This window comes from Stenotrophomonas sp. CFBP 13718 (assembly GCF_014842145.1).
In the GTDB taxonomy this organism is placed as follows: Bacteria; Pseudomonadota; Gammaproteobacteria; order Xanthomonadales; family Xanthomonadaceae; genus Stenotrophomonas.
Genome location: NZ_JACYVC010000007.1, coordinates 173,040 through 197,275 on the forward strand (window position 1 = coordinate 173,040; position 24,236 = coordinate 197,275).

The 24,236-nt window shown below is 66.7% G+C and carries 26 protein-coding genes, 1 tRNA gene and 1 other RNA gene; 10 read left to right on the forward strand and 18 right to left on the reverse strand.

Features of this window, described 5'->3' with window-relative positions:
* Nucleotides 1-20: 20 nt before the first annotated feature.
* The 9 genes from IFT58_RS12825 to IFT58_RS12865 form a co-directional block, all read right to left on the reverse strand.
* Nucleotides 21-1,385, reverse strand: a complete 1,365-nt coding sequence (locus IFT58_RS12825) for an aminodeoxychorismate synthase component I (RefSeq protein ID WP_192095359.1) — start codon at nucleotides 1,383-1,385, stop codon at nucleotides 21-23.
* Between the two features lie 279 nt (nucleotides 1,386-1,664).
* Nucleotides 1,665-2,927: a beta-ketoacyl-ACP synthase II gene (gene fabF / locus IFT58_RS12830; protein WP_188324838.1), complete on the reverse strand. Its 1,263-nt coding sequence runs from the start codon at nucleotides 2,925-2,927 to the stop codon at nucleotides 1,665-1,667.
* A gap of 150 nt (nucleotides 2,928-3,077) precedes the next feature.
* Complete coding sequence (acpP, locus tag IFT58_RS12835) at nucleotides 3,078-3,317, reverse strand: acyl carrier protein (protein WP_188324839.1); 240 nt, start codon at nucleotides 3,315-3,317, stop codon at nucleotides 3,078-3,080.
* Between the two features lie 151 nt (nucleotides 3,318-3,468).
* Nucleotides 3,469-4,212 carry a 3-oxoacyl-ACP reductase FabG gene (gene fabG, locus IFT58_RS12840; protein ID WP_188324840.1) on the reverse strand — a complete coding sequence of 248 codons (744 nt, stop codon included), beginning with the start codon at nucleotides 4,210-4,212 and terminating at the stop codon, nucleotides 3,469-3,471.
* A 79-nt stretch (nucleotides 4,213-4,291) separates the two neighbouring features.
* Nucleotides 4,292-5,236, reverse strand: coding sequence for an ACP S-malonyltransferase (fabD, locus tag IFT58_RS12845; RefSeq protein WP_192095360.1), 945 nt, complete (start codon nucleotides 5,234-5,236; stop codon nucleotides 4,292-4,294).
* Nucleotides 5,237-5,582: 346 nt separating this feature from the next.
* A complete protein-coding gene (locus tag IFT58_RS12850; protein ID WP_192080934.1) occupies nucleotides 5,583-6,365 on the reverse strand; it encodes a serine/threonine protein phosphatase in 783 nt (260 codons plus the stop codon).
* Between the two features lie 73 nt (nucleotides 6,366-6,438).
* Nucleotides 6,439-7,416: a beta-ketoacyl-ACP synthase III gene (locus tag IFT58_RS12855; RefSeq protein WP_188324843.1), complete on the reverse strand. Its 978-nt coding sequence runs from the start codon at nucleotides 7,414-7,416 to the stop codon at nucleotides 6,439-6,441.
* Between the two features lie 90 nt (nucleotides 7,417-7,506).
* Nucleotides 7,507-7,701 carry a 50S ribosomal protein L32 gene (rpmF, locus tag IFT58_RS12860; protein WP_042613380.1) on the reverse strand — a complete coding sequence of 65 codons (195 nt, stop codon included), beginning with the start codon at nucleotides 7,699-7,701 and terminating at the stop codon, nucleotides 7,507-7,509.
* A gap of 135 nt (nucleotides 7,702-7,836) precedes the next feature.
* Nucleotides 7,837-8,352, reverse strand: a complete 516-nt coding sequence (locus IFT58_RS12865; RefSeq protein WP_188327348.1) for a YceD family protein — start codon at nucleotides 8,350-8,352, stop codon at nucleotides 7,837-7,839.
* Nucleotides 8,353-8,466: 114 nt separating this feature from the next.
* On the opposite strand from IFT58_RS12865, the gene IFT58_RS12870 reads away from it, so the two are divergent.
* Nucleotides 8,467-9,039, forward strand: a complete 573-nt coding sequence (locus tag IFT58_RS12870) for a Maf family nucleotide pyrophosphatase (RefSeq protein WP_192095362.1) — start codon at nucleotides 8,467-8,469, stop codon at nucleotides 9,037-9,039.
* Nucleotides 9,040-9,085: 46 nt separating this feature from the next.
* Here the strand turns inward: IFT58_RS12870 and IFT58_RS12875 are convergent, their stop codons facing one another.
* Nucleotides 9,086-10,927 carry a glycosyltransferase family 39 protein gene (locus tag IFT58_RS12875; RefSeq protein WP_192095364.1) on the reverse strand — a complete coding sequence of 614 codons (1,842 nt, stop codon included), beginning with the start codon at nucleotides 10,925-10,927 and terminating at the stop codon, nucleotides 9,086-9,088.
* 67 nt (nucleotides 10,928-10,994) lie between these two features.
* On the opposite strand from IFT58_RS12875, the gene IFT58_RS12880 reads away from it, so the two are divergent.
* The 4 genes from IFT58_RS12880 to IFT58_RS12895 are packed head-to-tail and all read left to right on the forward strand — an operon-like array spanning nucleotide 10,995 to nucleotide 15,331.
* Complete coding sequence (locus IFT58_RS12880; protein WP_192081056.1) at nucleotides 10,995-11,921, forward strand: MoxR family ATPase; 927 nt, start codon at nucleotides 10,995-10,997, stop codon at nucleotides 11,919-11,921.
* Nucleotides 11,918-12,874 (forward strand): DUF58 domain-containing protein, encoded by a 957-nt coding sequence (locus IFT58_RS12885; protein ID WP_249405695.1) that lies wholly within the window; start codon nucleotides 11,918-11,920, stop codon nucleotides 12,872-12,874. Before IFT58_RS12880 ends, IFT58_RS12885 begins: the two co-directional genes overlap by 4 nt.
* Nucleotides 12,867-14,810 (forward strand): DUF3488 and transglutaminase-like domain-containing protein, encoded by a 1,944-nt coding sequence (locus IFT58_RS12890; protein ID WP_192095366.1) that lies wholly within the window; start codon nucleotides 12,867-12,869, stop codon nucleotides 14,808-14,810. The genes IFT58_RS12885 and IFT58_RS12890 overlap by 8 nt, the downstream gene beginning before the upstream one ends.
* Nucleotides 14,807-15,331 carry a Slp family lipoprotein gene (locus tag IFT58_RS12895; RefSeq protein ID WP_188324847.1) on the forward strand — a complete coding sequence of 175 codons (525 nt, stop codon included), beginning with the start codon at nucleotides 14,807-14,809 and terminating at the stop codon, nucleotides 15,329-15,331. The genes IFT58_RS12890 and IFT58_RS12895 overlap by 4 nt, the downstream gene beginning before the upstream one ends.
* A 65-nt stretch (nucleotides 15,332-15,396) precedes the next feature.
* Here IFT58_RS12895 and IFT58_RS12900 read toward each other — a convergent pair whose 3' ends face one another.
* Genes IFT58_RS12900 through dnaX form a run of 4 tightly spaced genes read right to left on the reverse strand, consistent with a single transcriptional unit; the run spans nucleotide 15,397 to nucleotide 18,729 of the window.
* On the reverse strand, nucleotides 15,397-15,756 hold the full coding sequence (locus tag IFT58_RS12900; RefSeq protein WP_192095368.1) for a histidine triad nucleotide-binding protein: 360 nt from the start codon (nucleotides 15,754-15,756) through the stop codon (nucleotides 15,397-15,399).
* A 17-nt stretch (nucleotides 15,757-15,773) separates the two neighbouring features.
* Nucleotides 15,774-16,373: a recombination mediator RecR gene (gene recR, locus IFT58_RS12905; protein ID WP_188324849.1), complete on the reverse strand. Its 600-nt coding sequence runs from the start codon at nucleotides 16,371-16,373 to the stop codon at nucleotides 15,774-15,776.
* Nucleotides 16,374-16,428: 55 nt separating this feature from the next.
* A complete protein-coding gene (locus IFT58_RS12910; protein WP_192080928.1) occupies nucleotides 16,429-16,749 on the reverse strand; it encodes a YbaB/EbfC family nucleoid-associated protein in 321 nt (106 codons plus the stop codon).
* 6 nt (nucleotides 16,750-16,755) lie between these two features.
* Nucleotides 16,756-18,729 carry a DNA polymerase III subunit gamma/tau gene (gene dnaX / locus IFT58_RS12915; RefSeq protein ID WP_192095370.1) on the reverse strand — a complete coding sequence of 658 codons (1,974 nt, stop codon included), beginning with the start codon at nucleotides 18,727-18,729 and terminating at the stop codon, nucleotides 16,756-16,758.
* 143 nt (nucleotides 18,730-18,872) lie between these two features.
* Between dnaX and IFT58_RS12920 the strand changes: the two genes are divergently transcribed.
* Nucleotides 18,873-18,965 (forward strand) — tRNA-Ser (locus IFT58_RS12920).
* 419 nt (nucleotides 18,966-19,384) lie between these two features.
* Here IFT58_RS12920 and IFT58_RS12925 read toward each other — a convergent pair.
* The gene (locus IFT58_RS12925; protein WP_192095421.1) at nucleotides 19,385-19,759 is read right to left on the reverse strand and encodes a hypothetical protein; all 375 of its coding nucleotides are present in this window, start codon (nucleotides 19,757-19,759) and stop codon (nucleotides 19,385-19,387) included.
* 132 nt (nucleotides 19,760-19,891) lie between these two features.
* Here IFT58_RS12925 and IFT58_RS12930 point away from each other — a divergent pair, with 132 nt between their 5' ends.
* From IFT58_RS12930 to IFT58_RS12940, 3 genes are all read left to right on the forward strand, one after another.
* Entirely contained in the window at nucleotides 19,892-20,434 is a 543-nt protein-coding gene (locus tag IFT58_RS12930) for a DUF1543 domain-containing protein (RefSeq protein ID WP_192095371.1), read from the forward strand.
* Between the two features lie 88 nt (nucleotides 20,435-20,522).
* Nucleotides 20,523-21,119: an NAD(P)H-dependent oxidoreductase gene (locus IFT58_RS12935; RefSeq protein WP_192095372.1), complete on the forward strand. Its 597-nt coding sequence runs from the start codon at nucleotides 20,523-20,525 to the stop codon at nucleotides 21,117-21,119.
* Between the two features lie 25 nt (nucleotides 21,120-21,144).
* A complete protein-coding gene (locus IFT58_RS12940) occupies nucleotides 21,145-21,744 on the forward strand; it encodes a TetR/AcrR family transcriptional regulator (protein ID WP_197974627.1) in 600 nt (199 codons plus the stop codon).
* 63 nt (nucleotides 21,745-21,807) lie between these two features.
* Here IFT58_RS12940 and IFT58_RS12945 read toward each other — a convergent pair whose 3' ends face one another.
* On the reverse strand, nucleotides 21,808-22,125 hold the full coding sequence (locus IFT58_RS12945; protein ID WP_192095374.1) for a multidrug efflux SMR transporter: 318 nt from the start codon (nucleotides 22,123-22,125) through the stop codon (nucleotides 21,808-21,810).
* A gap of 272 nt (nucleotides 22,126-22,397) precedes the next feature.
* Here IFT58_RS12945 and ffs point away from each other — a divergent pair.
* Nucleotides 22,398-22,494, forward strand: an RNA gene (gene ffs / locus IFT58_RS12950) — signal recognition particle sRNA small type.
* A gap of 220 nt (nucleotides 22,495-22,714) precedes the next feature.
* Here the strand turns inward: ffs and IFT58_RS12955 are convergent.
* A complete protein-coding gene (locus IFT58_RS12955) occupies nucleotides 22,715-23,467 on the reverse strand; it encodes an MBL fold metallo-hydrolase (RefSeq protein WP_192095375.1) in 753 nt (250 codons plus the stop codon).
* Nucleotides 23,467-24,216 carry a 3-deoxy-D-manno-octulosonic acid kinase gene (locus IFT58_RS12960; protein WP_188324874.1) on the reverse strand — a complete coding sequence of 250 codons (750 nt, stop codon included), beginning with the start codon at nucleotides 24,214-24,216 and terminating at the stop codon, nucleotides 23,467-23,469. The genes IFT58_RS12955 and IFT58_RS12960 overlap by 1 nt, the downstream gene beginning before the upstream one ends.
* Nucleotides 24,217-24,236 lie beyond the last annotated feature (20 nt).

The following is a 24,236-nucleotide window of genomic DNA, read 5'->3' on the forward strand; positions in this document are numbered from 1 at the left end:
GCCGTCGTTACCGGGTGCGGTCAGCCGGTCTGGCCGAGGGCGCGCATCAGTCCGCGGGCCTTGGCCCGGGTTTCGTCGAGTTCTTTGTCGGGCTCCGAATCGACGACGATGCCGGCGCCGGTGCGGAAGCTGACCTCGTGGCCGTCCACTTCGGCGGTACGGATCAGGATATTGAGGTCCAGGTCGCCGTCGCGGTTCAGCCAGCCGAAGGCGCCGGTGTAGGCACCGCGTGGCACCTGCTCCAGTTCGCTGATGATCTGCATGCAGCGCACCTTCGGGCAGCCGGTGATGGTACCGCCGGGGAAGGTGGCGGCGATCACTTGGCCGGGCGTTACCTCCGCACGCAGCTGGCCGCTGACGTTGCTGACGATGTGGTGCACGTGGGCGTAGCTTTCCACGGTCATCAGTTCGTCCACCACCACGCTGCCGGGGGTGCAGATGCGGCCCAGGTCATTGCGCTCCAGGTCGATCAGCATCACGTGTTCGGCGCGTTCCTTGGGGTGGCCGACGAGCTCCTGGATGCGGGCGGCATCGTCGTCGCCATCGAAGCGCGGACGGGTGCCGGCGATCGGGCGGGTCTGGGCATGGCCACCGTGCACCGATACCAGCCGTTCGGGCGATGAGCTGACCACGTGACGGCCATGGCCGGTGAACAGGCCGGCGAACGGCGCGGGGTTGGCGCGGCGCAATTGGGCGTACAGCGCCTGCGGGCTCACCGGCTCGGCGAAGCGTGCGCACCAGCGCCGCGACAGGTTCACCTGGAACACGTCGCCGGCACGCAGGTAGTCGATGATCCGGCGCACGCCGTCGGTGAAACGGGTGGGCGCGTCTTCTTCGACGCTGACGGGCGGTTGCCAGCCCTCCCCTGCTTCGGCTTGCGGCTGCGTCAGCTGCGCGCGCAGGGCCTCCAGCACCGCTTCCTGGCCGGCTTCGGCGATCAGGTGGCTTCGCCCTTGCTGGTGGTCGTGCAGCACCGCGGCGCGGCAGCGCAGGGCCAGCGCGGTGGGCTGGCCGTCTGTACGGGGCATCGGCGGCAGCACGGTTTCGATCTGGCTGGCCAGTTCGTAGTCCAGCAGCAGCGCCCAGCCACCGCGGAACGGCAGGCTGCGGTCGGTGGACGACGGGAGACGCTCGGCGTGCCACGCGCCGTCCAGGGCGTCGAGGAAGCTGCCGTCGTGCGCGCGGCCGTGGTGGTCGCGGGTGACGCCGTCGGCGTCCAGGCGCTGGTATTCCTCGCCTGCGACCAGCAGCAGGTCCCAGCGGCCTTGGGCGGTGCCCGATGCCGTGGATTCCATGAGCAACGGGAACCGCGTCGGGTCGGCCTGCTGCAGGGCGAGGAGATCGACGGGGGTGCTCAGGGACTGGATCAGGATCGGATCGGGCATGGCGCGGAAGCCTGAGCGTGGGGTCGGATCGGGCATGGTGCGGAAGCCTGAGCCTGGAGGGTAGCGCCGAGCCATGCTCGGCGAGCGAAGCGGTAGTTGTCACACCGAAGGCTACGGCAGCCGACTGAAGTCGGCTCTACCAGGGCCGGGCGGTGGCGGCCGCGCTGCGGGCTACGGCAGCCGACTGAAGTCGGCTCTACCAGGGGCGGGCAGTGGCGGCCGCCCTGAGGGCTACGGCAGCCGACTGAAGTCGGCTCTACCGTAGCTTGGCGGTAGCGCTCAGGCGCGCTTGAATACCAGGGTGCCGTTGGTGCCGCCGAATCCGAAGCCATTCGACATCACCACGTCGACCTTGGCCTGGCGCGCTTCGTTGGGCACGTAGTCCAGGTCGCAGCCTTCGCCCGGCTGGTGCAGGTTGATGGTCGGCGGGATCACGCCGTCCTGCAGGGCCAGCACGGAGAAGATGGCTTCCACGCCGCCGGCGGCGCCGAGCAGGTGGCCGGTCATCGACTTGGTGGAGCTGACCAGCATCTTGTAGGCGTGGTCGCCGAAAGCGGTCTTCATCGCCATGGTCTCGCCCAGGTCGCCCAGCGGCGTGGAGGTGCCGTGCGCGTTGAGGTAACCGATCTGATCCGGGTTGACGCCCGCGTCCTTCATGGCCGCGACCATGCAGCGCGCGGCGCCTTCGCCGCTCTCTGCCGGGGCGGTCATGTGGTACGCATCCGAGCTGGCACCGAAGCCGGCCAGTTCGCAGTAGATCTTCGCGCCGCGTGCCTTGGCGTGCTCGTACTCTTCCAGGATCAGGATGCCGGCGCCATCGCCCAGCACGAAGCCATCGCGGTCCTTGTCCCACGGGCGCGACGCTTCGGTCGGGGCATCATTGCGGGTGGACATCGCCTTCATCGCGCAGAAGCCGCCCAGTGCGGTCGGCGAGGAGCCCCGCTCGGCGCCACCGGCGACCATCACGTCGGCATCGCCGTACTGGATCATGCGCATCGCGGTGCCGATGGAATGGTTCGACGTGGCGCACGCAGACACCGCCGAGAACGACGGGCCCTTCAGGCCGGCGATGATGCTCAGCTGGCCCGGCAACATGTTGATGATCGTCTTCGGCACGTAGAAGGGCGAGATCTTCTTGCCTTCGTGGAAGTCGATGGTCTGTTCTTCAATGCCCAGCAGGCCGCCGATGCCGGCGCCGACGATGGCGCCAATGCGCTCGGCATTGCCTTCGTTGATCTCAAGACCCGAATCGGCCAGCGCCATGAACGATGCGCCGAGGCCGTAGTGGATGAAGGGATCCATCTTCTTCGCGTCCTTGCCGGACACGCGGTACTTGCCGAACAGTTCGTTGTCGGCGGTGATGTCGAAATCCTTGACCTCACCTGCAATCTTGGTGGTGAAACGGTCCAGGTAGGAGTCTGCAACGTGGGTCAGCGGGCCGATGCCCGAACGGCCCTCGGTGATACCTTGCCAGCTGCTGGCCAGGTCATTGCCCAGTGGCGAAACCATGCCCATGCCGGTAACGACGACGCGACGCTTCATTGCTCTCTCCTGACCCGAAGGTGGTGCGGGTATGACGCGGGGTGGTGCTCAGTTTGTGGAACCATGCAAACACACAGGGCCGCATGCGCGGCCCCATGGGGTGCCGTGCGCGGGTACGGCAGGCCGTCTCCGCGCACCAGCGGCCGTACATCAGTTCTTGATGTGTGCCTTGACGTAGTCGATCGCCGCCTGGACGGTGGTGATCTTCTCCGCTTCTTCGTCCGGGATTTCGCACTCGAACTCTTCTTCCAGCGCCATCACCAGTTCAACGGTGTCCAGCGAATCGGCACCCAGGTCATCGACGAACGATGCGGTGGTGACGACTTCTTCTTCCTTGACGCCAAGCTGTTCGACGACGATTTTCTTGACGCGTTCTTCGATGGTGCTCATGGGGTATCGCTCCAGATGGAGTAGTGGTTCAAAAAAGACGCCATCGGTGGCGATGGCCGTGGGATAGTGTAGTGGAAACCGGCAGCGCCTTGCATGCTTGCAAAATGCGATCCAGATCAACCACTTGCGGCGCGGTCCGTGCGCCCGGTGCTTACGGCATGTACATGCCGCCGTTCACATGGAGGGTTTCTCCGGTGATGTAGTTTGCCGCCGGGCTGGCCAGGAAGGCCACCGCATGGGCGATATCCTCCGGCGAACCCAGGCGTTCCAGGGCGATGTTGCCTACCAGCGCAGCGCGCGCTTCGTCCGGCAATGCCTTGGTCATATCGGTATCGATGAAGCCCGGCGCGACGACATTGACGGTCACACCGCGCGAGCCGATCTCCTTGGCCAGCGACTTGGAGAAGCCGATGATGCCGGCCTTCGCCGCGGCGTAGTTGGCCTGGCCGGCATTGCCGGTCACACCCACCACCGAGGCGATGTTGATGATGCGGCCCTTGCGGGCCTTCATCATGCCGCGCATGACGGCCTTGCTGGTGCGGAACACGCTGGTCAGGTTGGTGTCGATGATCGACGCCCAGTCCTCTTCCTTCATGCGCATCAGCAGGTTGTCGCGGGTGATGCCGGCGTTGTTGACCAGGATGCTGATCGCGCCGAATTCCTTGGCGATGTCGGCCAGCACGGCGTCCAGCGCAGCGGCGTCGGTGACGTTCAGCGCGCGGCCATGGCCGCCCTGTGCCGCCAGACGCTCGCCGATGGCGGCAGCGCCGGAATCGGTGGTGGCCGTGCCGATCACCGTGGCGCCCTGGGCGGCCAGCAGATCGGCGATGGCGGCACCGATACCGCGGCTTGCGCCGGTGACCAGTGCGATTTCACCCTGCAGGGGCTTGCTCATGATGGAGTCCTCGAAACAGTTCGGTAACCCGCGCACGGCCCTGCCAGGACGGCACGGCGCGGCGGGTAACGGGAAGGGGTCAGGCCGACCATGCCTCACGGGCGGCTTCAACGTCGCCCGGGGTAGCCAGCGAACGGCCGTCGATGGTCTTGTCGATACGCTTGATCAGGCCGGTCAGCACCTTGCCCGGGCCACATTCGGCGATGCGGGTGACACCGCGTGAGGCCAGCGCCTGCACGCAGCCCGTCCACTGCACCGGCTGGTACAACTGCTGCACCAGCGCTTGGGCGATGGCTTCCACGCCGTCATGCACCTTGGCATCCACGTTCTGCACCACCGGCAGGCGCGGCGCCTGCCAGGCCAGGCCGCGCATGGTTTCGGCCAGGCGGTTGGCAGCTTCGCGCATCAACGGGGTATGCGAGGGCACGCTGACAGCCAGCTTGACCGCCTTGCGCACGCCCTTCTCAGCGAGCAGCGCCAGCGCGCGATCCACTGCAGCGGCGTCGCCCCCGATCACGATCTGGCCGGGCGAGTTGTAGTTGGCCGGCACCAGCACCTGGCTGCCAGCGGCTTCGGCACAGACCTCCAGCACCAGGGCGTCTTCGGCGCCGAGCACGGCAGCCATGGCGCCCACGCCGGCCGGCGCGGCTTCCTGCATCAGTTGGCCACGCAGGCGCACCAGGTGGGCACCGTCGTGCAGGCTCAGCGCCCCAGCGGCAACCAGCGCGGTGTACTCACCCAGGCTGTGGCCGGCCAGCACGGCAGGCTGTGCGCCGCCGAGGGCCTGCCATGTGCGCCACACCCCGATGCTGCCCGCCAGCAGGGCCGGCTGGGTGTATTCGGTGCGGTTGAGCATTTCCTCCGGACCACCCTGGGACAGCGCCCACAGGTCGACGCCGGCGCCATCGGATGCTTCGCTGAACGCCTCACGCACCTGCGGGTGCAGCTCAGCCAACTCGGCCAGCATGCCCACAGACTGGGAGCCCTGGCCGGGGAACACGAACGCAAGAGTGGAATCGGTCACGCGGTCATCCGCTTGGTTTAATCGAAGCAGGCCATGATAAAGGCGATTGCCGTCGGCCGTCTGTACGTGCGCGTATGCAGGGGGCGCACCGGGGCACGGGCGGGAGCTCGCAGGTGGTAGCGCCGAGCCGTGCTCGGCGGAATGTATGCGGCGCGCGGGAGGTAAGGCAGCCGACTGAAGTCGGCTCTACCGTCGGCTCTGCCGGGAAGCTGGGTGCGGTGGTAGCGCCGAGCCGTGCTCGGCGGAATGTGTGCGGCGCGCGGCGGGCAAGGCAGCCGACTGAAGTCGGCTCTACCCTAGGTTCTGCCGGGAGGTCGGCTCGGCCGTAGGCCGCCAGCCCGGTCGGTCAGGTCAGCAGTTCAAGCAGGTCCAGGTGGCCGTCGGCCAGCCAGTCCACGCACACCATCAGCACCATCAGCACGCCCAGCGTGGTAGCCCCGTGCACGATCAGGATGGCGTTGGCCAGCGCACGCGCCGAGCGACCGAGCTTCTTGCTGGCCTTGGCGACGTGCTGCAGGCGGCCGGTCACCGCATGCGCGTGCTCACGCACGGGTTCGTTCGCGCCGTCCATCGCTGCGGCCATCAACGCCTGCAACTGCTGCGGCCGGTCAGCGTAATACTTGGCCACGCCGTAGCCGAACATCAGCCAGTCACGGGCCTGCGCCTGCGCCAGGTCCATCACTTCCAGCGGATCTTCTTCGAAATCAATGAAGCCGACATGCTCGCCATCCCACGTGAGATTGCGCGGCAGCGGTTGACCGAAGTAGGCACCTTGCGCATGTGCGTCCGCCATGGCCTGCATCGCAGCAGCCACCAGCCGATCACGACCGGCGTCATCGGCCTCTCGCAGACAGGTATTGAACGAGCTGCCGTTGTCGCCCAGCACCAGCGCGGCGTGACCACTGCCCAGCACGGCGGGCACGTTCACCCCTTGCGCCTGCAACTCACCCAACCGACGCGCCTCGGTACGCGCAGCGGCATCACCCCCGCGGTGCGGCGGCGGGCGCAGTGCATCCAGATGGAAGCGATTGGCGATGAAATTGAGCAGGCCCAGCGCAACGGCGCGACTGCCTTCCCCGTACTGTTTCAGCCAAGCGCGCTGGCCTTCGAGGGTGATGGGTTCGACCATGGGGTTTCTCCATAACGCACTACGGCCCCGAAGGGCCGCAACGACGATATAACGATGTCGTGACAGAGGGTTATCAATAACGCAGCAGCGCCGAACCCCACGTGAAGCCGCCACCGAAGGCTTCCAACAGCAGCAGTTGACCACGCTCCACACGGCCCGAACGCACCGCGTGATCCAGCGCCATCGGCACCGAAGCCGACGAGGTGTTGCCGTGCTGGTCGACCGTCACCACTACCTGGTCCATCGACAGGTCCAGGCGCTTGGCCGTCGCTTCGATGATGCGCAGGTTGGCCTGATGCGGGATCAGCCAGTCCAGGTCGTCCTTGGTCAGCGCGTTGGCTGCCAGGGTTTCATCGACGACCGAGTCCAGCGCCTTCACTGCGTACTTGAAAACGTCGTTGCCCTTCATCAGGATCGCGCCGCGGGCTTCTTCACCCTTGCCGAACCCGACGGAGATGCCGACCGGATTCCACAGCAGTTCTTTCTTGCTGCCATCCGAATGCAGGTGGGTGCTGAGGATGCCGGTCTCTTCATCGGCCTTCAGCACCACCGCACCGGCACCGTCACCGAACAGCACGCAGGTCGTGCGGTCTTTCCAGTCGACGATACGGGTGAGGGTTTCCGCACCGATGACCAGCACGTGGCGTGCATCACCGGAACGAATGAATTTGTCGGCCACGCTCAACGCGAACACAAAGCCGGAACAGGCGGCATTGACGTCGAAAGCGGGGCAACCGCTCGCACCGAGCTTGGCCTGGATCAGACACGCGGTGGACGGGAAAATCAGATCGGGCGTGGTGGTACCGACCACGATCATGTCCAGCTGGCTGGCATCGATGCCGGCTGCTTCCAGTGCCTTTACCGCAGCGTGGTAGCCGAGGTCACTGGTGGTTTCTTCATCAGCGGCGATGTGCCGCTCTTTGATGCCGGTGCGCGAAACGATCCACTCGTCCGACGTCTCGACCATGCGTTCCAGGTCGGCGTTGGTCAGCACTTTCTCCGGCAAATAGCTACCGGTGCCCGCGATCCTCGAGTAGATCCGCTTGCTCATCGACATTCCTGTTGCGCGGGTAACCGCAGACGGTAACCCGGGAAGATACGGCAAAGGCCGCTGCCTGGACGGCAGCGGCCTTCACTCACATCAATCTTCTTCGACGGAAGAAGTCTTGGTCTGGATGACCTTCTTGCCGCGGTAGAAACCATCGGCAGTGATGTGGTGACGCAGATGCACTTCGCCCGTGGTCGGGTCGGTCGACAGCTGCTTTGCGCTCAGGGCGTCATGCGCACGGCGCATGCCGCGGCGGGACGGGGTAACACGGGATTTCTGCACAGCCATGGGATTGCTCCAAACTCGGTTCGATTTTCTTCGTCGTTTCGTCGCACAGGACGCCAGCGTCCAGCACACTTTTCGCTTTCGCCGCAGCCGCCGACGATACCCGGCTGCAAATTCGTCAGTCGAGCGAACTCGACATCACGGATCTTTTTTCTTCAGAGAGGCCAGCGCCGCGAACGGGTTGACCTTGTCCGTTTCTTCCTTCGTCGGTGCCCATTCGCGCTCGACTGCTTCGCCATCGGGCGAGAGGGCTACGACCGGAACCGCCAACACCAACTCGTCCTCGACCAGCTCCAACGGTGCCAACTGGCCATCTACCGGCACCAGCAAAGCCTCGAAGTCTTCCGGAAGCGACGATTCCTCGTCTTCCTCGCGGATCAGGCCGATCTTCTGCACCAGCTTCACCGGCAGCAGGAAACGCTGCAGGCTGCGCTGACAGATCAGCGGCAGCTCGGTATCGATGGTCAATTCCACATAGGATACCCGCAGGATGTCGTCGTGCGAGAATTCCAGCGCAAACGTGCACTGACCTTCCGCATCGGCAACGAGGCCTTGCAGGCGGGTGAATTGAGCCAGATCGACTTGGCCGTCGAAGCGCCTTCGCGCTGCGACCATCCGCCAAGCATCCAGCGTTTCGGGCACGTTCGCGGACATAAGCCGCTGAATGTTAAGGATCGCCGCCGCCCCTGTCAAATGCCGATGACTTCAGGGTTGTCGCAGGGGCCGCGCAGGGGCCAGACTGGCCCGCCCAGACTGTCATCATGCCGCATGAGCACCCTGCTGCTGGCTTCTACGTCCCCCTACCGCCGCGCGCTGCTGCAACGGCTGGCCCTGCCCTTCGACTGCGTACGGCCCGACGTGGATGAATCGCCGCTGGCTGGCGAGCCTCCACGTGCGCTGGCGGTGCGGCTGGCGGCAGCCAAGGCAGCGGAGGTCGCCAAGCGGTACCCGGGCGCCTGGGTGATCGGATCGGACCAGGTCGCCGATCTGGACGGCCATCCATTGGGCAAGCCCGGCAGTGTGCCGGCCGCGCAGGCGCAGTTGGCGGCCATGTCCGGCAAGATGGTGCACTTCCACACCGCGATCTGCCTGATGCGTAATGCGGAGCAATTGCACGCAGTGGACACCACCAGCGTGCGCTTCCGCGATCTGCAGGCGGCGGAGGTCGCGCGCTACGTGGACGCCGAACAGCCACTCGACTGCGCCGGCAGCTTCAAATGCGAGGGCCTGGGGATCGCCCTGTTCGACGCGATCGAGAACCGCGATCCCACCGCGTTGGTCGGGCTGCCGCTGATCGCACTGTGCGGGCTGCTGCGGCAGGCCGGTTTCGCCGTTCCCTGAGCGCCCAGGCCCGGCCTCACCAACCGGAATCCCGGCAGCTGTCGCCCTACCGCGCAGGCACCACGAACGGCTGTTCCTGCCATGTCTCCACGCTGCCGTCGTGACCGTGCAGCCGCAGGCCCAGCCAGTGCCGGCCGGGTGCCAGGGTGGTGGTGTCGATGCGCGCGTCGAAGCCCACCTGCGGATGCTGCGGATCGGTCGACTGCGGCCAGGCCGGACGGATATCGAACGTGCGCCCGTACACCGCGTCCGTAACGTAGCGGCCATCCACCAGCACTTCCACGCGCGACAGCCCCACCCCGTCCTTGAATGCCCATCCCTTAACCGGCATCTGTGCATCCACGCGGTCGCCCGAGGACGGCGTATCGAACCACGCCATCGCGGGGGTCACGCACGGCCGCTCGTCGCGCTGCGGCGGCAAGCGGAACAGCAGGAAACGCTGGAAACCGTGATCGTTGCTGACCACGCGAGGCGGCGGCAAGGGGCCGACCTGCGTGCAGATGGCGTGGTAGCGGTCCAACAGTTCGCGGTAACGCTGGTCGCTGGGCGACAGCACCAGCAAGCGCGGGCCATCGCGCCGACCCTCATGCAACAGGCCCCACAGTCCCAGCTGCACACTCCGGCCGTGCTTGTCGTTCAACGGGTGCGGCAGCACCTCGATCTCCGCATTGCCCAGCTGGAAGCCCAGTTCCGCGCCGACCTTGAAGTTACCGGCCAGCACCTTGGTCTCCGGCGGCATCTGTTTCAGTTCATCGCGCACTGCTGCGGCCAGCGGTTCCCAGCCGGCGAAGTTGCGCGGGTAATACTTGTAGCCGGCAAGCTGCTCGCGCAGGGCCGGTGAGGACACCATCAGGTAGTAACTGAAGGCCAATGCCAGACCAACGCCTGCGGTCCACCAGGCGGTACGGCGCAGCCAGCGCGGCCAACCGTTGAGTACGACCGGCACGGCCACCAGCAGCGCCAGGTACCCCGGCAGCGGCCAGTGGAAGCTGATGCGCTCCACGTCGGTGAAGAAGCCCAGCACGAAGATCGCCAGCGTGGACACCCCGCCCACCAGGCCGAAATAGCGCCACTGCGCGCGCGCGCCGTCGCCTGCGCGGGTGCCGGCCACGGCCACTTTCCACATCGCGATGCACAGCAACGGGGTGACCAGCATGGGCTGGATCAACAGGAACCACAGCCCCGACCACTGGAAATCCCAGGGATGGCGATCCACCACCTGGAATTTCAGGCCGGCCTCGTGGTTGTCTGCATTCCACGCCAGCAACGGCAGCCATGCGAGCACGCCCACCGCCAGTGCCACCCAGATGCGCGGATCGCGCAGCATGCGGCGGCCCTGCGGCATCAACAACAGCGCAACGAAGCCCACCGCGATCACGCCGATGAAACGGTAATGGCTCAAGGCGCCGATCAGCAGGCCAAGCGCCAGCCGTACCGCCGCGCCGGCGTCAACCTGGCGCAGCAGGCGCGCACCGGCACCCAGGCACAACACCGCCGCCATCGCCATGGGCACGTCCGGCACCGCCAGCATGCCCAGCGTGGCCGACAGCGGCATCAGCAGCGTCAGGCTGCCTGCCTGCCAGCCGGCGACATTGCCGAACCAGCGCGTGGCAATGCGCGAGACCGCCCACGGCAGCCAGGCGCCGATGGCCAGGAACGGCAGCCGCAGCGCCAGCACGTGATGGCCACCGATCTCCACGCCTACCCGCGCCAACCATGCGGTGAGCCCGGGCAGATCGGAATACGCAGCGGCCAGATGCTGACCTTCCTGCCAATAAAACGCTTCGTCCACGAACAACGGCAGACGCGCCGCCACGACCAGCTTCACAGCCGTGATCAGCGTCCATAACCACAGAAATATCGTGCGTGCGCGTTGTTCGCCCTGCATTGCTCTATAGAATCGAAGGAAGACCGAGCCAGAGACGACGATGGAATCTTCGCCCCGCGTGTCCCGCATGCTAACCGATGAACTGCTTCAGGCCCTGCATGCTGCGCAAGAGCAGGTCAATTCGCTGGTGCTGGGCAAGGCCCATGAGGTACGGCTGGCCTTCGTGGCGCTGCTGTCCGGCGGGCACCTGCTGATCGAGGACCTGCCCGGCCTGGGCAAGACCACCCTCGCCCACGCCTTGGCATCCAGTCTGGGGCTCGGTTTCCAGCGCGTGCAGTTCACTTCCGACCTGCTGCCTGCCGATGTGCTGGGCGTGTCGATCCTCGATCCCGGAAGCCGCGAGTTCGCCTTCCATCCCGGACCGGTGTTCACCCACGTGCTGCTGGCCGATGAAATCAACCGCGCCCCGCCCCGTACGCAGAGCGCCCTGCTGGAAGCGATGGCCGAGCAGCAGGTGACGCTGGACGGGCAGACCCATGCCCTGCCCGACCCGTTCTTCGTGATCGCCACGCAGAACCCGGTGGACCTCTCGGGCACCTTCCCGCTGCCGGATTCGCAGCTGGACCGTTTCCTGCTGCGGCTGGCGATGGGCTATCCGAACGTGGATGCCGAACGCGAGCTGCTGCGTGGCGTGGACCGACGCGAGTTGATCGCGCGCGCCACCCCGAAGCTGGACGACAACCAGGTACGGCAGTTGCGCGATGCCGTGCTGCAGGTCCACGTCAGCGATGCGCTGGTGGATTACGTGCAGGCCCTGCTGACCCGCAGCCGCCAACATGCCGGCGTGCGCGTGGGCCTGTCGCCGCGTGCCGGGCTGGCCCTGTTGCGCGCGGCCAAGGCCCATGCCTTGCTGCTGGGACGTGCGCACGTGGTGCCCGAAGATGTGCAGACGCTGTTCATTGGGGTCGCCGGCCATCGCCTGGTGGGCGAGGCGGAATCCTCCGCCGGTCCTGCGCTCGCACGCGCCATTCTGCAGACGGTGCCGGTGGATTGAACGCGCCTGCGCCTTCGCGTCGGCAGCGTCTGCTGGCGCTTGCCCAGCCGCGTCAAACTGAAACCCTGCCACAGCGACTGCATCGGCGGCGCATCTACGTGCTGCCCACGCGGTTCGGGCTGTTCGTCGCGGCGCTGCTGTTGGCGATGCTGCTGGGGGCGCTGAACTACAACAACAATCCCGCATTGCTGCTGGCCCTGCTGTTGTCCGGCGCGGCAGTAGCCAGCACGATCAGCGCCCACCTTGCGCTCTCCGGGGTAAGCCTGGATGCGGTGGCCGCCGAGCCGGTGCCGGCCGGCCAGCCCCTGCGGCTGCGGCTGGCCTTGTCGCAGCGCGAACAGCGCAACCGCCCTGGCCTGCAGCTGGACCATGGTGATGCCCGCAGCTGGGTCACGCTGCCGGCCAGCGGCCGCGTGGAAGCCACGCTCGACCTGCCGACCGAACAGCGCGGTTGGCTGGACCTGGAGCGCATCCGCCTGTCCACCACGCAGCCGCTCGGCCTGGTACGCGCATGGGCATGGTTCTGGCCGGACCAGCCATTGCTGGTGTATCCACAAGCGGAAACGCAGGGACCGGGACTACCCGAACAGGGCAGCGACCCGCTGCACAGCCGCATGGACGCCGCCGGCGAAGAGCTGCATCAGTTGCGTCCGTATCGCGCAGGGGATCCTCGCCGCAGCATTTCCTGGAAGCATTCCGCGCGCCGCGACACGCTGCTGGTACGCGAGTACGAAAAACCGGTAGGCATCGATGCCGTACTGGACTGGCGCCACCTGCAGGGACTGGGCACAGAACAACGTGTTGCCCGTCTGGCGCGCTGGGTCGACCTGGCCGAACGCCAGGGACGGCGCTACACCTTGAAGCTGCCAGGGCAGCCGCCGCTGGGGCCGGCCCAGGGCGCGCCCCATCATCACCTCTGCCTGCGCGCGCTGGCGCTGCTGCCTCATGACTGAACCTGCCTCTTTGCTGGATCGCCACGCACGCGGCTGGGCATTGGCCAGCACCGCGCTGGCCTTGCTTCCGCTGTTGTTGCAGTTGCCCACGCTGCTGGCGTCGGCCATTGCCGGCACGGCCGTGCTGACCGCGCTGGTATCGCGTCACGGCCTGCTACCGGTGCCGGTGCGATTGCTGCTGGTGGTGGCGATGCTGGCGTTGATCTATGCGCAGATGGGCATGCGGCCTGGACGCGATACCGGCTGCGCCCTGCTGGCGGCCATGCTGGCGATCAAATCCAGCGAATTGCGCACGCTGCGTGATGCCCGCAGCCTGCTCGGCTTTGCTTTGTTCGCGCCGTTCGCCGCCTTCCTGCTGGACCAGGGACCGATCACCACCGTGCTGGCGGTACTGGCCGGCACCTGCGCTCTGCTGGCCTTGCAGCGCTTGGCACAGGCCGAAGGACATGCACCGCCACCGGCCCTGCGCACGCAGCTGCGCGGGGTGATGCGCCTGTTGCTGATCGGCCTGCCGCTGGCGATGGCCACGTTCTGGCTGTTCCCGCGGCTGTCGCAGCCGTTGTGGGGTCTGCCCGAGCGCGCGGTCGCCCGACCCGGCCTGTCCGACAGCATGGAACCCGGGCAATGGCTGGATCTGATGGCCGACGACACCCCCGCCCTGCGCGCGCAGTTCCGCGGGCCGGTGCCGGCGGCCGAACAGCGCTACTGGCGCGGCCCGGTGCTGAGCCGTTTCGATGGGCGCCGCTGGCAGCGCGATCGCGGCCTGGAACAGGCCCCGCCGGCAGCGGTGCAGCCCGGTGTGCAGCGCTGGGACTACACCATCGATTACGAACCCACCGACCGCCGGCAGCTGGTCGCGCTGGATCTGCCCGGCGCAGCGCCCGAAGGCAGCCGGCTGACAGCGGACTACAGCCTGGTCAGCGACCGCCCGCTGAGCGCACTGACCCGATGGACGCTGCAGTCCGCCCCCCCGCAGGTATTTGCCGGCGACCTGTCACCGTTCCAGCGCGAACTGGCCCTGCAGCTGCCTGCCGACTTCAACCCGCGCACCGCCGCACTGGCAAGGCAATGGCGCGCGCAGGCCGGCACCGATGACGCCGCGCTGGTACGCCGCAGCCTGGAGTGGATACGCGCCGAGTTTGCGTACTCGCTGGAAACCCCGCTGCCGGGCCGCAACGCCGTGGACGAATTCCTGTTCGACCAGAAGGTGGGATTTTGTGAACACTTCAGCTCTGCCTTCGTGGTGCTGATGCGCAATGCGGGGGTGCCGGCACGCGTGGTGACCGGCTTTGCCGGCGGCGTGCGCAATCCCATCGGCGACTACTGGGTGGTGCGCCGCATGGACGCTCACGCGTGGGCCGAAGTGTGGCTGGCGGGGCGCGGCTGGGTTCGCGTGGACCCCACCGCTGCGGTGGCACCAGAGCGCATCTACGACACCCTCGACGATCGCCTGGGCGCCAATCCGGGCGGCGTGCAGGGGGCGTGGTTGCAGACCGGACAAGCCCTGGACTGGCTGCGGCGTGGCTGGAACGACTTGGTGCTGTCCTTCGATGCCAACCGCCAGCAGCATCTGCTGCGCACCTTCGGCATGCCGGACCTGAAGCCGGGGCAACTGATCATCGGCTTCGTGGTCATCGCGCTGCTTGCCGTCGGTGCCATGGCGTGGGTGCTGGCACGCGGCGAACGCGAGCGTGACCCCCTGCTGCGCGCGTGGCACCGCCTTGGGCGGCGGTACGCGCGGCGCGGTCTGGGACGCGAACCGGCCGAGCCCGCCATGGACTGGGCACGCCGCGTTCACGCCCAACGGAGCGACCCTGCATTGCTGGCGCTCAGCCAGCGTTTCGTCGACGCGCGCTACGCTGGCACTCACGTCGACCACGCCTCATTATTGGTCGACCTGCGCAGGCATCGTCCGACTTCCGGAGCCACACCATGAACCTGAAACTTCTGCTTCCCTTGGCGGCTTCGCTTGTACTGGCCGCCTGCGCAACGGCGCCCAAGCCGCTGCAGGGCCAGTTCAACCCCGTCACGCCCCGTGACTCGGTATCGACCCAGCAGGTCGGTGCGCCGGTGCGCTGGGGTGGCCGCATCATCGAGACGATGCCGGTGCAGGGCCAGACCTGCTTCCAGATCATCTCGCGCCCGCTGACCGCCAGTGGCCGCCCGACCTCCACCTCGACCGACGCCAGCGATGGCCGGTTCGTGGCCTGTCGTGCCGGCTTCTACGATCCGGCCGTATTCGAAGAGGGCCGCGATGTGACCTTCATCGGCCGCGTGGACGGCTTCGAGAGCGTCAAGATCGGCGAGTACGACTACCGCCTGCCCAAGCTTGCCGCCGACGTGATCTATCTGTGGCCGGTGCAGCGTCAGGTGGACGTGGTGCCCTACCCGTATGGCCCGTGGGGTCCGGGTCCTGCATGGGGCCCGTGGGGCTATGGCCGTTACGGCTGGTGGTAAGCCACCTGCCGTTTCGTTGCTGACCAGAAAGCCGCCTTCGGGCGGCTTTTTCGTGCACGGCGTACTTACTTGCCCGGCACGCCGAAGTGACCCAGCGGCGCACCGGCCAGCAGGTGCAGGTGGATGTGGAAGACGGTCTGGCCCGCGTTCTCGCGGCAGTTCATGACGATACGGTAGCCATCCTGCGCCAGCCCCTGGTCACGCGCATACGAGGCGGCCGCCAACGCCAGCTTGCCGATCAGGTGGGCCTGCTCAGGCTGAAGGTCATCCAGGGTGGGGATGATGTGCTGCTTGGGAATGAAGAGCACATGCACCGGCGCCTGCGGGGCGATGTCGTTGAAGCCCAGGACCTCGTCGTCTTCATAGACGATGGTGGCAGGGATTTCGCGGCGGATGATCTTGCTGAAAAGCGTTTCGTTGCTCATGGCTGCCTCGATGATGGTTATTCCCGCACTTCGCTGCGCGTACCGAACGCATGCGACAACGTGCCGCGATCGACGAACTCCAGCTCACCGCCCAGTGGCAGGCCCTGCGCCAAGCGGCTGGGCCGCACGGTGCGTGCACGCGCCAACTGCGCGAGATAATGCGCGGTCGCTTCGCCTTCCACGGTGGCACTGGTGGCGATGATCATCTCGCCGATTTCGCCCTGCGCCAGGCGCTGGTCCAACTGCTCCAGCCCCAGCTCTCGCGGGCCGATGCCATCAAGCGGCGACAAGCGCCCCTGCAGCACGTAGTACACGCCACGGAAACCGGTTGCGGTCTCGATGGCCAGGCGATCGGCAGGTGACTCCACCACGCACAACTGGCCACGATCGCGGCTGCCGTTGGCGCAGGTCGCGCACAGTTCGGTTTCGCTGAAGTCCCGGCACTGCGCACAGTGGCCGATGCGCTCCATCGCCTGGGCCAGGATCGCCGACAGCTTCTCGCCGCCCTCGCGCTCACGCTCCAGCAGGTGGTACGCCATGCGCTGGGCCGTCTTCTGGCCCACGCCCGGCAGCACACGCAGTGCATCGATCAACTGTTCAAGCAGGGGGGCGGTCATGGTCGCGCTTCGATGGAGCGGGCTGACGGCCCGCTGCAGGTGATGGAGCCGCTGCTCAGAACGGCAGCTTCATGCCCGGCGGCAACTGCATGCCGGCGGTGGCCGAACCCATGCGCGTCTTGGACTCCGCATCGACCTTGTTGGAGGCGTCGTTGAATGCAGCCGCCACCAGGTCTTCCAGCATTTCCTGGTCGCCCAGCAGCGACGGATCGATACGCACCTTGCGGCACTCCTTGGCACCGGTCAGGGTGACGCTGACCATGCCGCCACCGGCCGCACCGGTGACTTCAAGCTTGGCGATTTCTTCCTGGGCCTTCTGCAGGTTCTCCTGCATCTTCTGGGCCTGCTGCATCATCTGGGCGATATTGCCGCGCATGGTTCTTTACTCTTCAAAGGGACGGATGGATTCGGACACGAGCCGCGCACCGTGCTGTTGGATCAGCACCTGTACTTCCGGATCGGCCATGAAAAACGCCTCGGCCGCCTGCTGGCGTTCGCCACGCTGACGGTCCGAGCGCTGGTGCAGGGTCTCGGCCGACGCCTGCGTGGTATCGACCACGATCTTCGGCGGCGAACCCAGCGCCTTGCCCAGCATCTCCGACAGCGCACCCAAGGCGCGCTCGGAGCTCAGGTATTCAAATCCGGGCGACAAGCCCAGTTTCAAGACCCCATGCTGGAAACTGATGAAGGCCGCATTGGCGGCGAGCTGCCGCGAGGGACCACTCAGGCCGCTGCCAGCCACCAGCTCCAGCCAGTCTTCGGCGCACGCCAGCGCTGACAGCTCGCCGGCTGCAGACGAAGCATCCGCCTTCTTGGCCGCGACCGGCGCGATGGCGATGCCTTCGGCCTGGAACGGCGTGGCCGGCGCGGGTGCCGGCTCTGCCGGCGGCTGCCACGGCGCCACCATGGCGGCGTCCGGGCCGGCCATTTCAGCCGCCAGGGCGGCATCACGCTCATCATCGCCCTCGGCTGCCTGCACCTGCCACGGCGGCAGATCGGCATCATCCGGGGACGATGGCGGCGGCTCTTCCACCGGCACGGGCGGTGCCGGCGGCGGATCTTCCACAGGCGGTGGTTCCTGCACCGGTTTAGGGTCCGGTGCTGCCTGCTTCACGGCCACGGGGGCCGCTTGCTTCGGTTGTGGCGCGCCCTGCTCGGCGGACGCGGACGCGGAAGCGGCCGCGATACCCGTCGGCCCCGGATTCACCCCCGACCCTGACGAGCCACCCGGCTGCGCGCCCTCGCCCCCTTCCGGCGTACGCGGCACCGGCGGCACCGCAGCGGCCGGACGGAAGGCCAGCATGCGCAGCACGGCCATTTCAAAGCCCGCGCGCGGGCTCGGCGCCAGCGACAGGTCACGTCGGCCATTGAGCGCCATCTGGTACCAGAGCTGCACCACTTCCGGCCGCACACTGTCCGCGAAACGGGCAAGGTCCAGACCGTCGGCGGCGATCGCGCCCGGCACCAGCTGCTGCACCTGGATGCGATGCAGCGCCTCGGCCAGCGCTTCCAGCACGCCACTCCAGTCCGGCGAAAACTCCGCCAGCGCCGCCACCACCTTGAGCAGGCGCTGACCATCGCCGTCGGCCAGCGCTTCCAGCATGGCCGCGACCTGGGTGCGATCAACCGTCCCCAGCATGGTGCGCACCACGTCTTCGCGCAGTGCACCGCCGGCGTAGGCAATGGCCTGGTCGAGCAGGGACAGGCCGTCACGCAGGCTGCCATCGGCGGCCTTGGACAGTTGCACCAGCGCGCTCTCGTCGGCTTCGATGTCCTCGGCCGCCAGGATGCGGGTCATCTGCCCCTGGATCTGATCTTCGTCCAGGCGCTTGAGGTTGAACTGCAGGCAGCGGCTGAGCACGGTCACCGGCAGCTTCTGCGGATCGGTGGTGGCCAGCAGGAACTTCACGTGCTCCGGCGGTTCTTCCAGCGTCTTCAGCAGCGCATTGAAGGCCGCCTTGGACAGCATGTGCACTTCGTCGATCAGGTAGACCTTGTACTTGCCGCGCGACGGCATGTACTGCGCGTTCTCGATCACCTCGCGGACATCGTCCACGCCGGTGTTGGACGCCGCATCGATTTCCAGCAGGTCGATGTAACGGCCCGAATCGATATCCAGGCACGACGGGCACTGACCACACGGATCCGCGCTGGTGCCCTGTTCGCAGTTCAGCGACTTGGCAAAAATACGCGCGATGGTGGTCTTGCCCACGCCGCGGGTACCGGTAAACAGGAAAGCATGGTGCACGCGGCCGCTGTCCAGCGCATTGGTCAGCGCGCGGACCACGTGTTCCTGGCCCACCAGCTCGGCAAACCGCTTCGGACGCCACTTGCGGGCAAGGACGAGATAGGACATCAGGCCACCGTCTTCATCAGGACGTCCATTGTGCCACGCCTGTCCAGTCCCCCCGCCTGCCACCGAAGGTGCTTGTGTCCAGCCGCGCAGCCAGCTAGAATCTGCGGCCCCTGCAACGGCATTGTCGTTCCGCAGGGGAATCCGGAGAGGTGTCCGAGCGGTTGAAGGAGCACGCCTGGAAAGTGTGTAAGCGTCTAAACCGCGCTTCGGGGGTTCGAATCCCCCTCTCTCCGCCAGACAAATGAAAAGGGCTGCCCATCGGGCGGCCCTTTTTATTTGTCCCGCGCGGCCGCTTTGCGCGCACGGGCTTCCGCTGCGCTCGCCGACCATGGGTCGGCGCTACCGATCGGGCACGATCGCGTGCGCGGCACCCGCGTTGCATGGTGCCCGCTTTGGTAGTGCCGACTTCAGTCGGCAACGCTTTTGACGCACAGGCGCACGGACTTCCGCTGCGCTCGCCGACCATGGGTCGGCGCTACCGATCAGGCAGGATCGCGTGCGCGGCACCCGCGTTGCATGGTGCCCGCTTTGGTAGTGCCGACTTCAGTCGGCAACGCTTTTGACGCACAGGCGCAAGGGCGGCCGCTGCGCTCGCCGACCATGGGTCGGCGCTACCGGGATGCGTGCTGCCGACTAATGTCGGCACCACCGGGGGTCAGTCGCCGGCGGCGTACAGCAGGGCAATGTCACGGTGATGCGATGCGCACTCCGGACCTTCGGTCTTCACCACGGCCCGCTTGGGTTCGATAACCACCACACAGCCGTTGTTGAACTGATATTCGCGCTCGCCTGCGGCATTGGTCTTCTGCTTGGGCACTTCGTCCATCGGTCGCTGTACTGCAGGCGTGGCGGCGGGCGCGGGCTGATCTGCGTCCGGCGCCACGGACTCCGCTGGCGATGAAGCCGCGCCAGTGTCGGGCGGTGCGCCCGCACCGCAGGCGCTCAGCGCCGACGCCACGGCCAGGCCACCACACCAGATGACCAGGCGGGCGCCACCGCCGTGCACGGACGCAGTTGCAGAAGTTCGCATCGGGTACTCCTCGTCGATGAAGTTCGTGTTTCCACGGTAAGACCCACGGCATGTGCATCACGCGAACGCCGAGCCATCGACGCACCATGGCACTGCTACGCTGGCTGCTCGCTCCCGCATCGACTGCCTGCCATGCCGACTGCCTCGCTCTTTCCTCCGCGCTTGTACCAGTTCTACATCGGCGGTACGGCCGGCCGCGCCAACATCGAGCTGCACGATGTGCAGTTCGCGGCAGTCGCCCGCGTGCAGGACGCCTATCCCGCGCTGCGCGAGGCATGGTTCGGCGATCCCTCCAGCCTGCATCTGGATGGCTACGTGGACATCACCTGGGCGGACGGATTCGACGTGCACCTGGCCGATGGCCCGGATCCGTCCGGGCTCACCCTCTTCTTCGTCAATATGGGCGGTTACCGCAAGGACACGCTGGCTGAGCTGCACGAGTTCGGCCTGTTTGTCGCAGCGGACGCCGCCGGCGCGAAGGCGAAGGCACGCAGGCAGTTGCTGCAGGGCGCTGATCAACTGCACAAGGATGATCTGCGTGAGGTGGACAACTGCCTGGCGCTCAGCGATTTCAACGGCAGACACGTGCACCTGACGCCTAATCCGTCAGGCACGCCACCGAAGCCGGAGTGGCAGGGCTACCGGCCCATCGGGCGACGAACCAGCACGGGATGAGGTGCCAGCGTTCCATCCATGTAGTTGCGCCCGGACGATTACCTACGGATAGTAGGTTACTAATGGTAACCAACCACTCAGGACGTCCATGCACACCCTCATCGTGATCTCGCACCCCAATCCCGACTCCCTCACCCACGCCATCGCTGAGCGCGTGGCGGAAGGCATCGCCAGCGCAGACGCTGCAGACACCGTAGAAATCGCCGATCTGGCCGCCGAAGGATTCGATCCGGCCTTCTCGCCTGCCGACCTCGCCTATTTCGAGAAGCGCGCGCCGGCGCCGCCGGAGATCGCCCATGAGCACGCGCGCCTGGACCGGGCGGACAGGCTGGTGATCGTCTACCCGATCTACTGGTGGTCGTTCCCGGGTTTGCTGAAGGGTTGGATCGATCGCGTGTTCTCCAACGGCTGGGCCTACGAAGAGAACCCGGAGGGAAAAGTCATCAAGAAGCTGCAGCGATTGCAGGTGCATCTGGTAGCCAACGGCGGCGCGGACCAGGGCATGATCGATCGCCATGGCTACGCAACCGCCATGACGACCCAGATCGACCACGGCATCTTCGACTATTGTGGTGCCCCTGTTATCAGCTCCACCCGACTGCTCGCGTCGGATCCCGGCTTTCCCGCTGCGCATCTGGATACCGCCTTCGACATTGGGCGCCGCATCGTTTCACCCAAGGATTGACGCATTGCCCAAGCACCCTGCCCCGTTGAATGCAGCACCCGCAGCACCTGCGCGCCAGCGCCTGCCACGCGGGCAGCGCACGCGGCAGCTGCTGGACGTTGCATGGGCGCTGATCAGCGACGAGGGCAGCGACGCCCTGTCGCTGGGGCGCCTGGCCGAGGCTGCGGGCGTGACCAAACCCGTGGCGTACGACCACTTCGGTACGCGGAACGGTCTGTTGGCGGCGCTGTACGAGGACTACGACGTGCGACAGACGATTGTCTTCGATGCTGCGGTTGATGCCGCGCGTGCGACGCTGCAGGACAAGGCCCGCGTGGTGGCAGACAGCTATGTCGCCTGCGTGCTCACCCAAGGGCGCGAAATATCCGCGGTGGTAGCCGCGTTGGGCGGATCCGCGGAATTGCTGGAGGTGAAACGCCGGTACCAGCAGGCCTTCATCGAGAAGTGCGAAGGCATCTTCGCCCCCTTCGCTGGAAGGGACGGCGTGCCCTCTGCGGGTATGTGGGCCGTGCTCGGGGCGGCCGATACGCTGTCGCAGGCCGCGGTGGATGGCGACATCAGCGAGGCGCAGGCGAAAGACGAGCTGCGGTCGGTGATCCTGTCCGTGGTGAAGCGCTGCGCGTGATCGCACTACGCCTGTCGGGGCCAGATCCCTTCGGTTACGCGAACGGACCTGACCCCGGCCTCGTCAGCTGCTCGACAGTTTCATCAGCACCAGCCCGCAGACGATCAGCACGGCGGCGCCGATGCGCATCGCGCTCACCTGCTCGCCCAGAAACACGATACCGATCACGAACGCACCGACAGCGCCGATGCCGGTCCAGATCGTGTATGCGGTACCCAGTGGCAACGTACGCATGGCCACGGCCAGCAACCAGAAACTGGCGATCATGCCGACCAGGGTGATGAGCGTCGGGGTGAGCTTGCTGAAGCCTTCGGACTGTTTCATCGAAACGGCCCAGACGATTTCGAGAAGACCAGCGAACAAAAGATAGATCCAGGCCATGGCGGCCTCCTTTGCAGGGGCCAGGCCGTCCTGGACATTTCAACCCGGTGCGGGGGAGGCCGTTCCTCCGCCGATGATTCTAGCAACGGCAGGCAATTCGCGACGCCGCTGCATACTGAAGGGTTACAGGCGGTTCACTGCATTGTTCTGGCTAACGCGTAGGCGCATGCGCTAGAATGCGCGCCTGCCGTCGCTCTGCGATGTGCAGCCAGGACCGGTGAGGTTCGGCGCACGGCGCCACTACTCCCGCTGTCCACGTCTCTATGGCGGCCCCGTCGGCCCCTCGCGACGCTAGATCGAAAATCCCGCCAGGGCCGGAAGGCAGCAACGGTATCGATCGACGCGGGCGCCGAGGTCAGCCGGCGGGGTCGCCACCTTTTTGGGCCACTGAAACGCGATGCCGTGCGGCTACCTGCCCTTGGTAGCGCCGAGCCACGCTCGGCGGGGGAATGCACACGGAAACATTCCCGTAGCGCCGAGCCACGCTCGGCGGGGGACTGCACGCGGAAACATTCCGCCGAGCGTGGCTCGGCGCTACCGATGCACGCATCGCGCGACTCAGGACTGCACACGGAAAAACCGGTCGGGGTCAGGCGACCTGCATGGCGGTCGGGGTGGCCAGCGGCACGCACTCGCCCGGCATCGCCACGCGATGGCCGCGCGCGCGCAACGCATCGCCATCCGCTGCGCTGGCGTAGTGATACAGCATCATCCGCGCCTGCTGTTCAGCGCTGTATTCGCGCTCGAGGTCATCCACGCCCGTGTGCGATGGGTTGCCGTGCAACCCGCAATCGTGGGCAATCAGTTCGTTGTCATCGGCAAAGCGCGCCAGCATTTCGGGAATGGGCCGCGTATCGCCACTCCAGGTCAGTGACCCTTTCAGCCGCAGGCCATAGGCGGTCTCCGGCCAGTGATGGCGTGCGGGGAATAACTCCAAGCGCACGCCCTCGTGCCAGAACGCATCGCCCACCACGATCAGCTGGAAGGCATCCCAGAAGTTGGCGCCGCCTTCGGCCAGCACGTTGGGGTAATCCCCGATACGCCTGTGCAGCAGCGGCACCACCGGCGCGGGCACGTACAGCCGCACTTTGCCGCGACGCTGGGCGTTGAAGAAGGTATCCACGAACAACCGCTCGAAGCCGGCCACGTGGTCCAGGTGCACATGCGTGACGAACAGCGCCTGCGGCAGGTGGCCGTAGTGCGCCTGGAACGCGGTCAGGCCTTCACCGCCGCAATCGATGGTCAGCCAGGGCTGTCCGTCGCGCTCGATCACCGACATCGGCGAACCGAGCTCCACCGCCGACGCATTGCCGACGCCCAGGAAACGCAGCGACCAGTCCATCAGGTGCCCCGGTTCCAGGCCAGGTCGTAGGCACGGCGCAGCCGCGCGAAGTCCTTTTCCACTTCATCGGTGCTGCGTTCGCCGCGCAGCTTCAGCAGCGAGCGCAGCAGGCGCTTGAGGTTGCGCTCCCGCCACGCGGTGGCCGGGATACGCTGCACGCAGCGGTCGAAGTCGATCAGCCAGCCATGGCCGTTGCCATCGAACAGGATGTTGTGGGCATTGAGGTCGGCATGGTCCAGCCCGGCGCGATGGAAACGGGCGATCAGCCGCCCGGTTTCTTCCCACGGTGCGCCGCGGCCGGCGACCAGCGCGCGGTCGGCCAGCGAACGTACGCCCTCGATGCGCTCCATCAGGATCGCGCAGCGGTAACGCAGGCCTTCGCGCATGTAATACGCCGCGATGGGCCGGGGCACGGGCAGCTTGAGCTCGCGCAGTGCACGCATCAGGCGGAATTCGGCAAAGCTGCGGGTGCGCTGGGAGCCACGCCACAGGTAACGGTCGTGGCTCAGCTTGGCCACCAGCCCACCGCGCCGGTAGTGCCGCAGCACGCTGGCCCCGAAGGGCGCATCCACGAACCACGCGCTGCCGCGACCGCCCTCGCCTACCGGCCGCGCCCGCTCGCCCCAGTGCTGCGGCGAGAACAGGCTGGCGTCGGCTTGCCGCAGCCGTTCGCGGTCGAACAGAATGGCACCCATGCCGCGTCCTTCGCGGCAAGGCGTCATCGCTTCATTGGCGTCGAATGCGACCATTCCTTCGAGTCTAACAACAC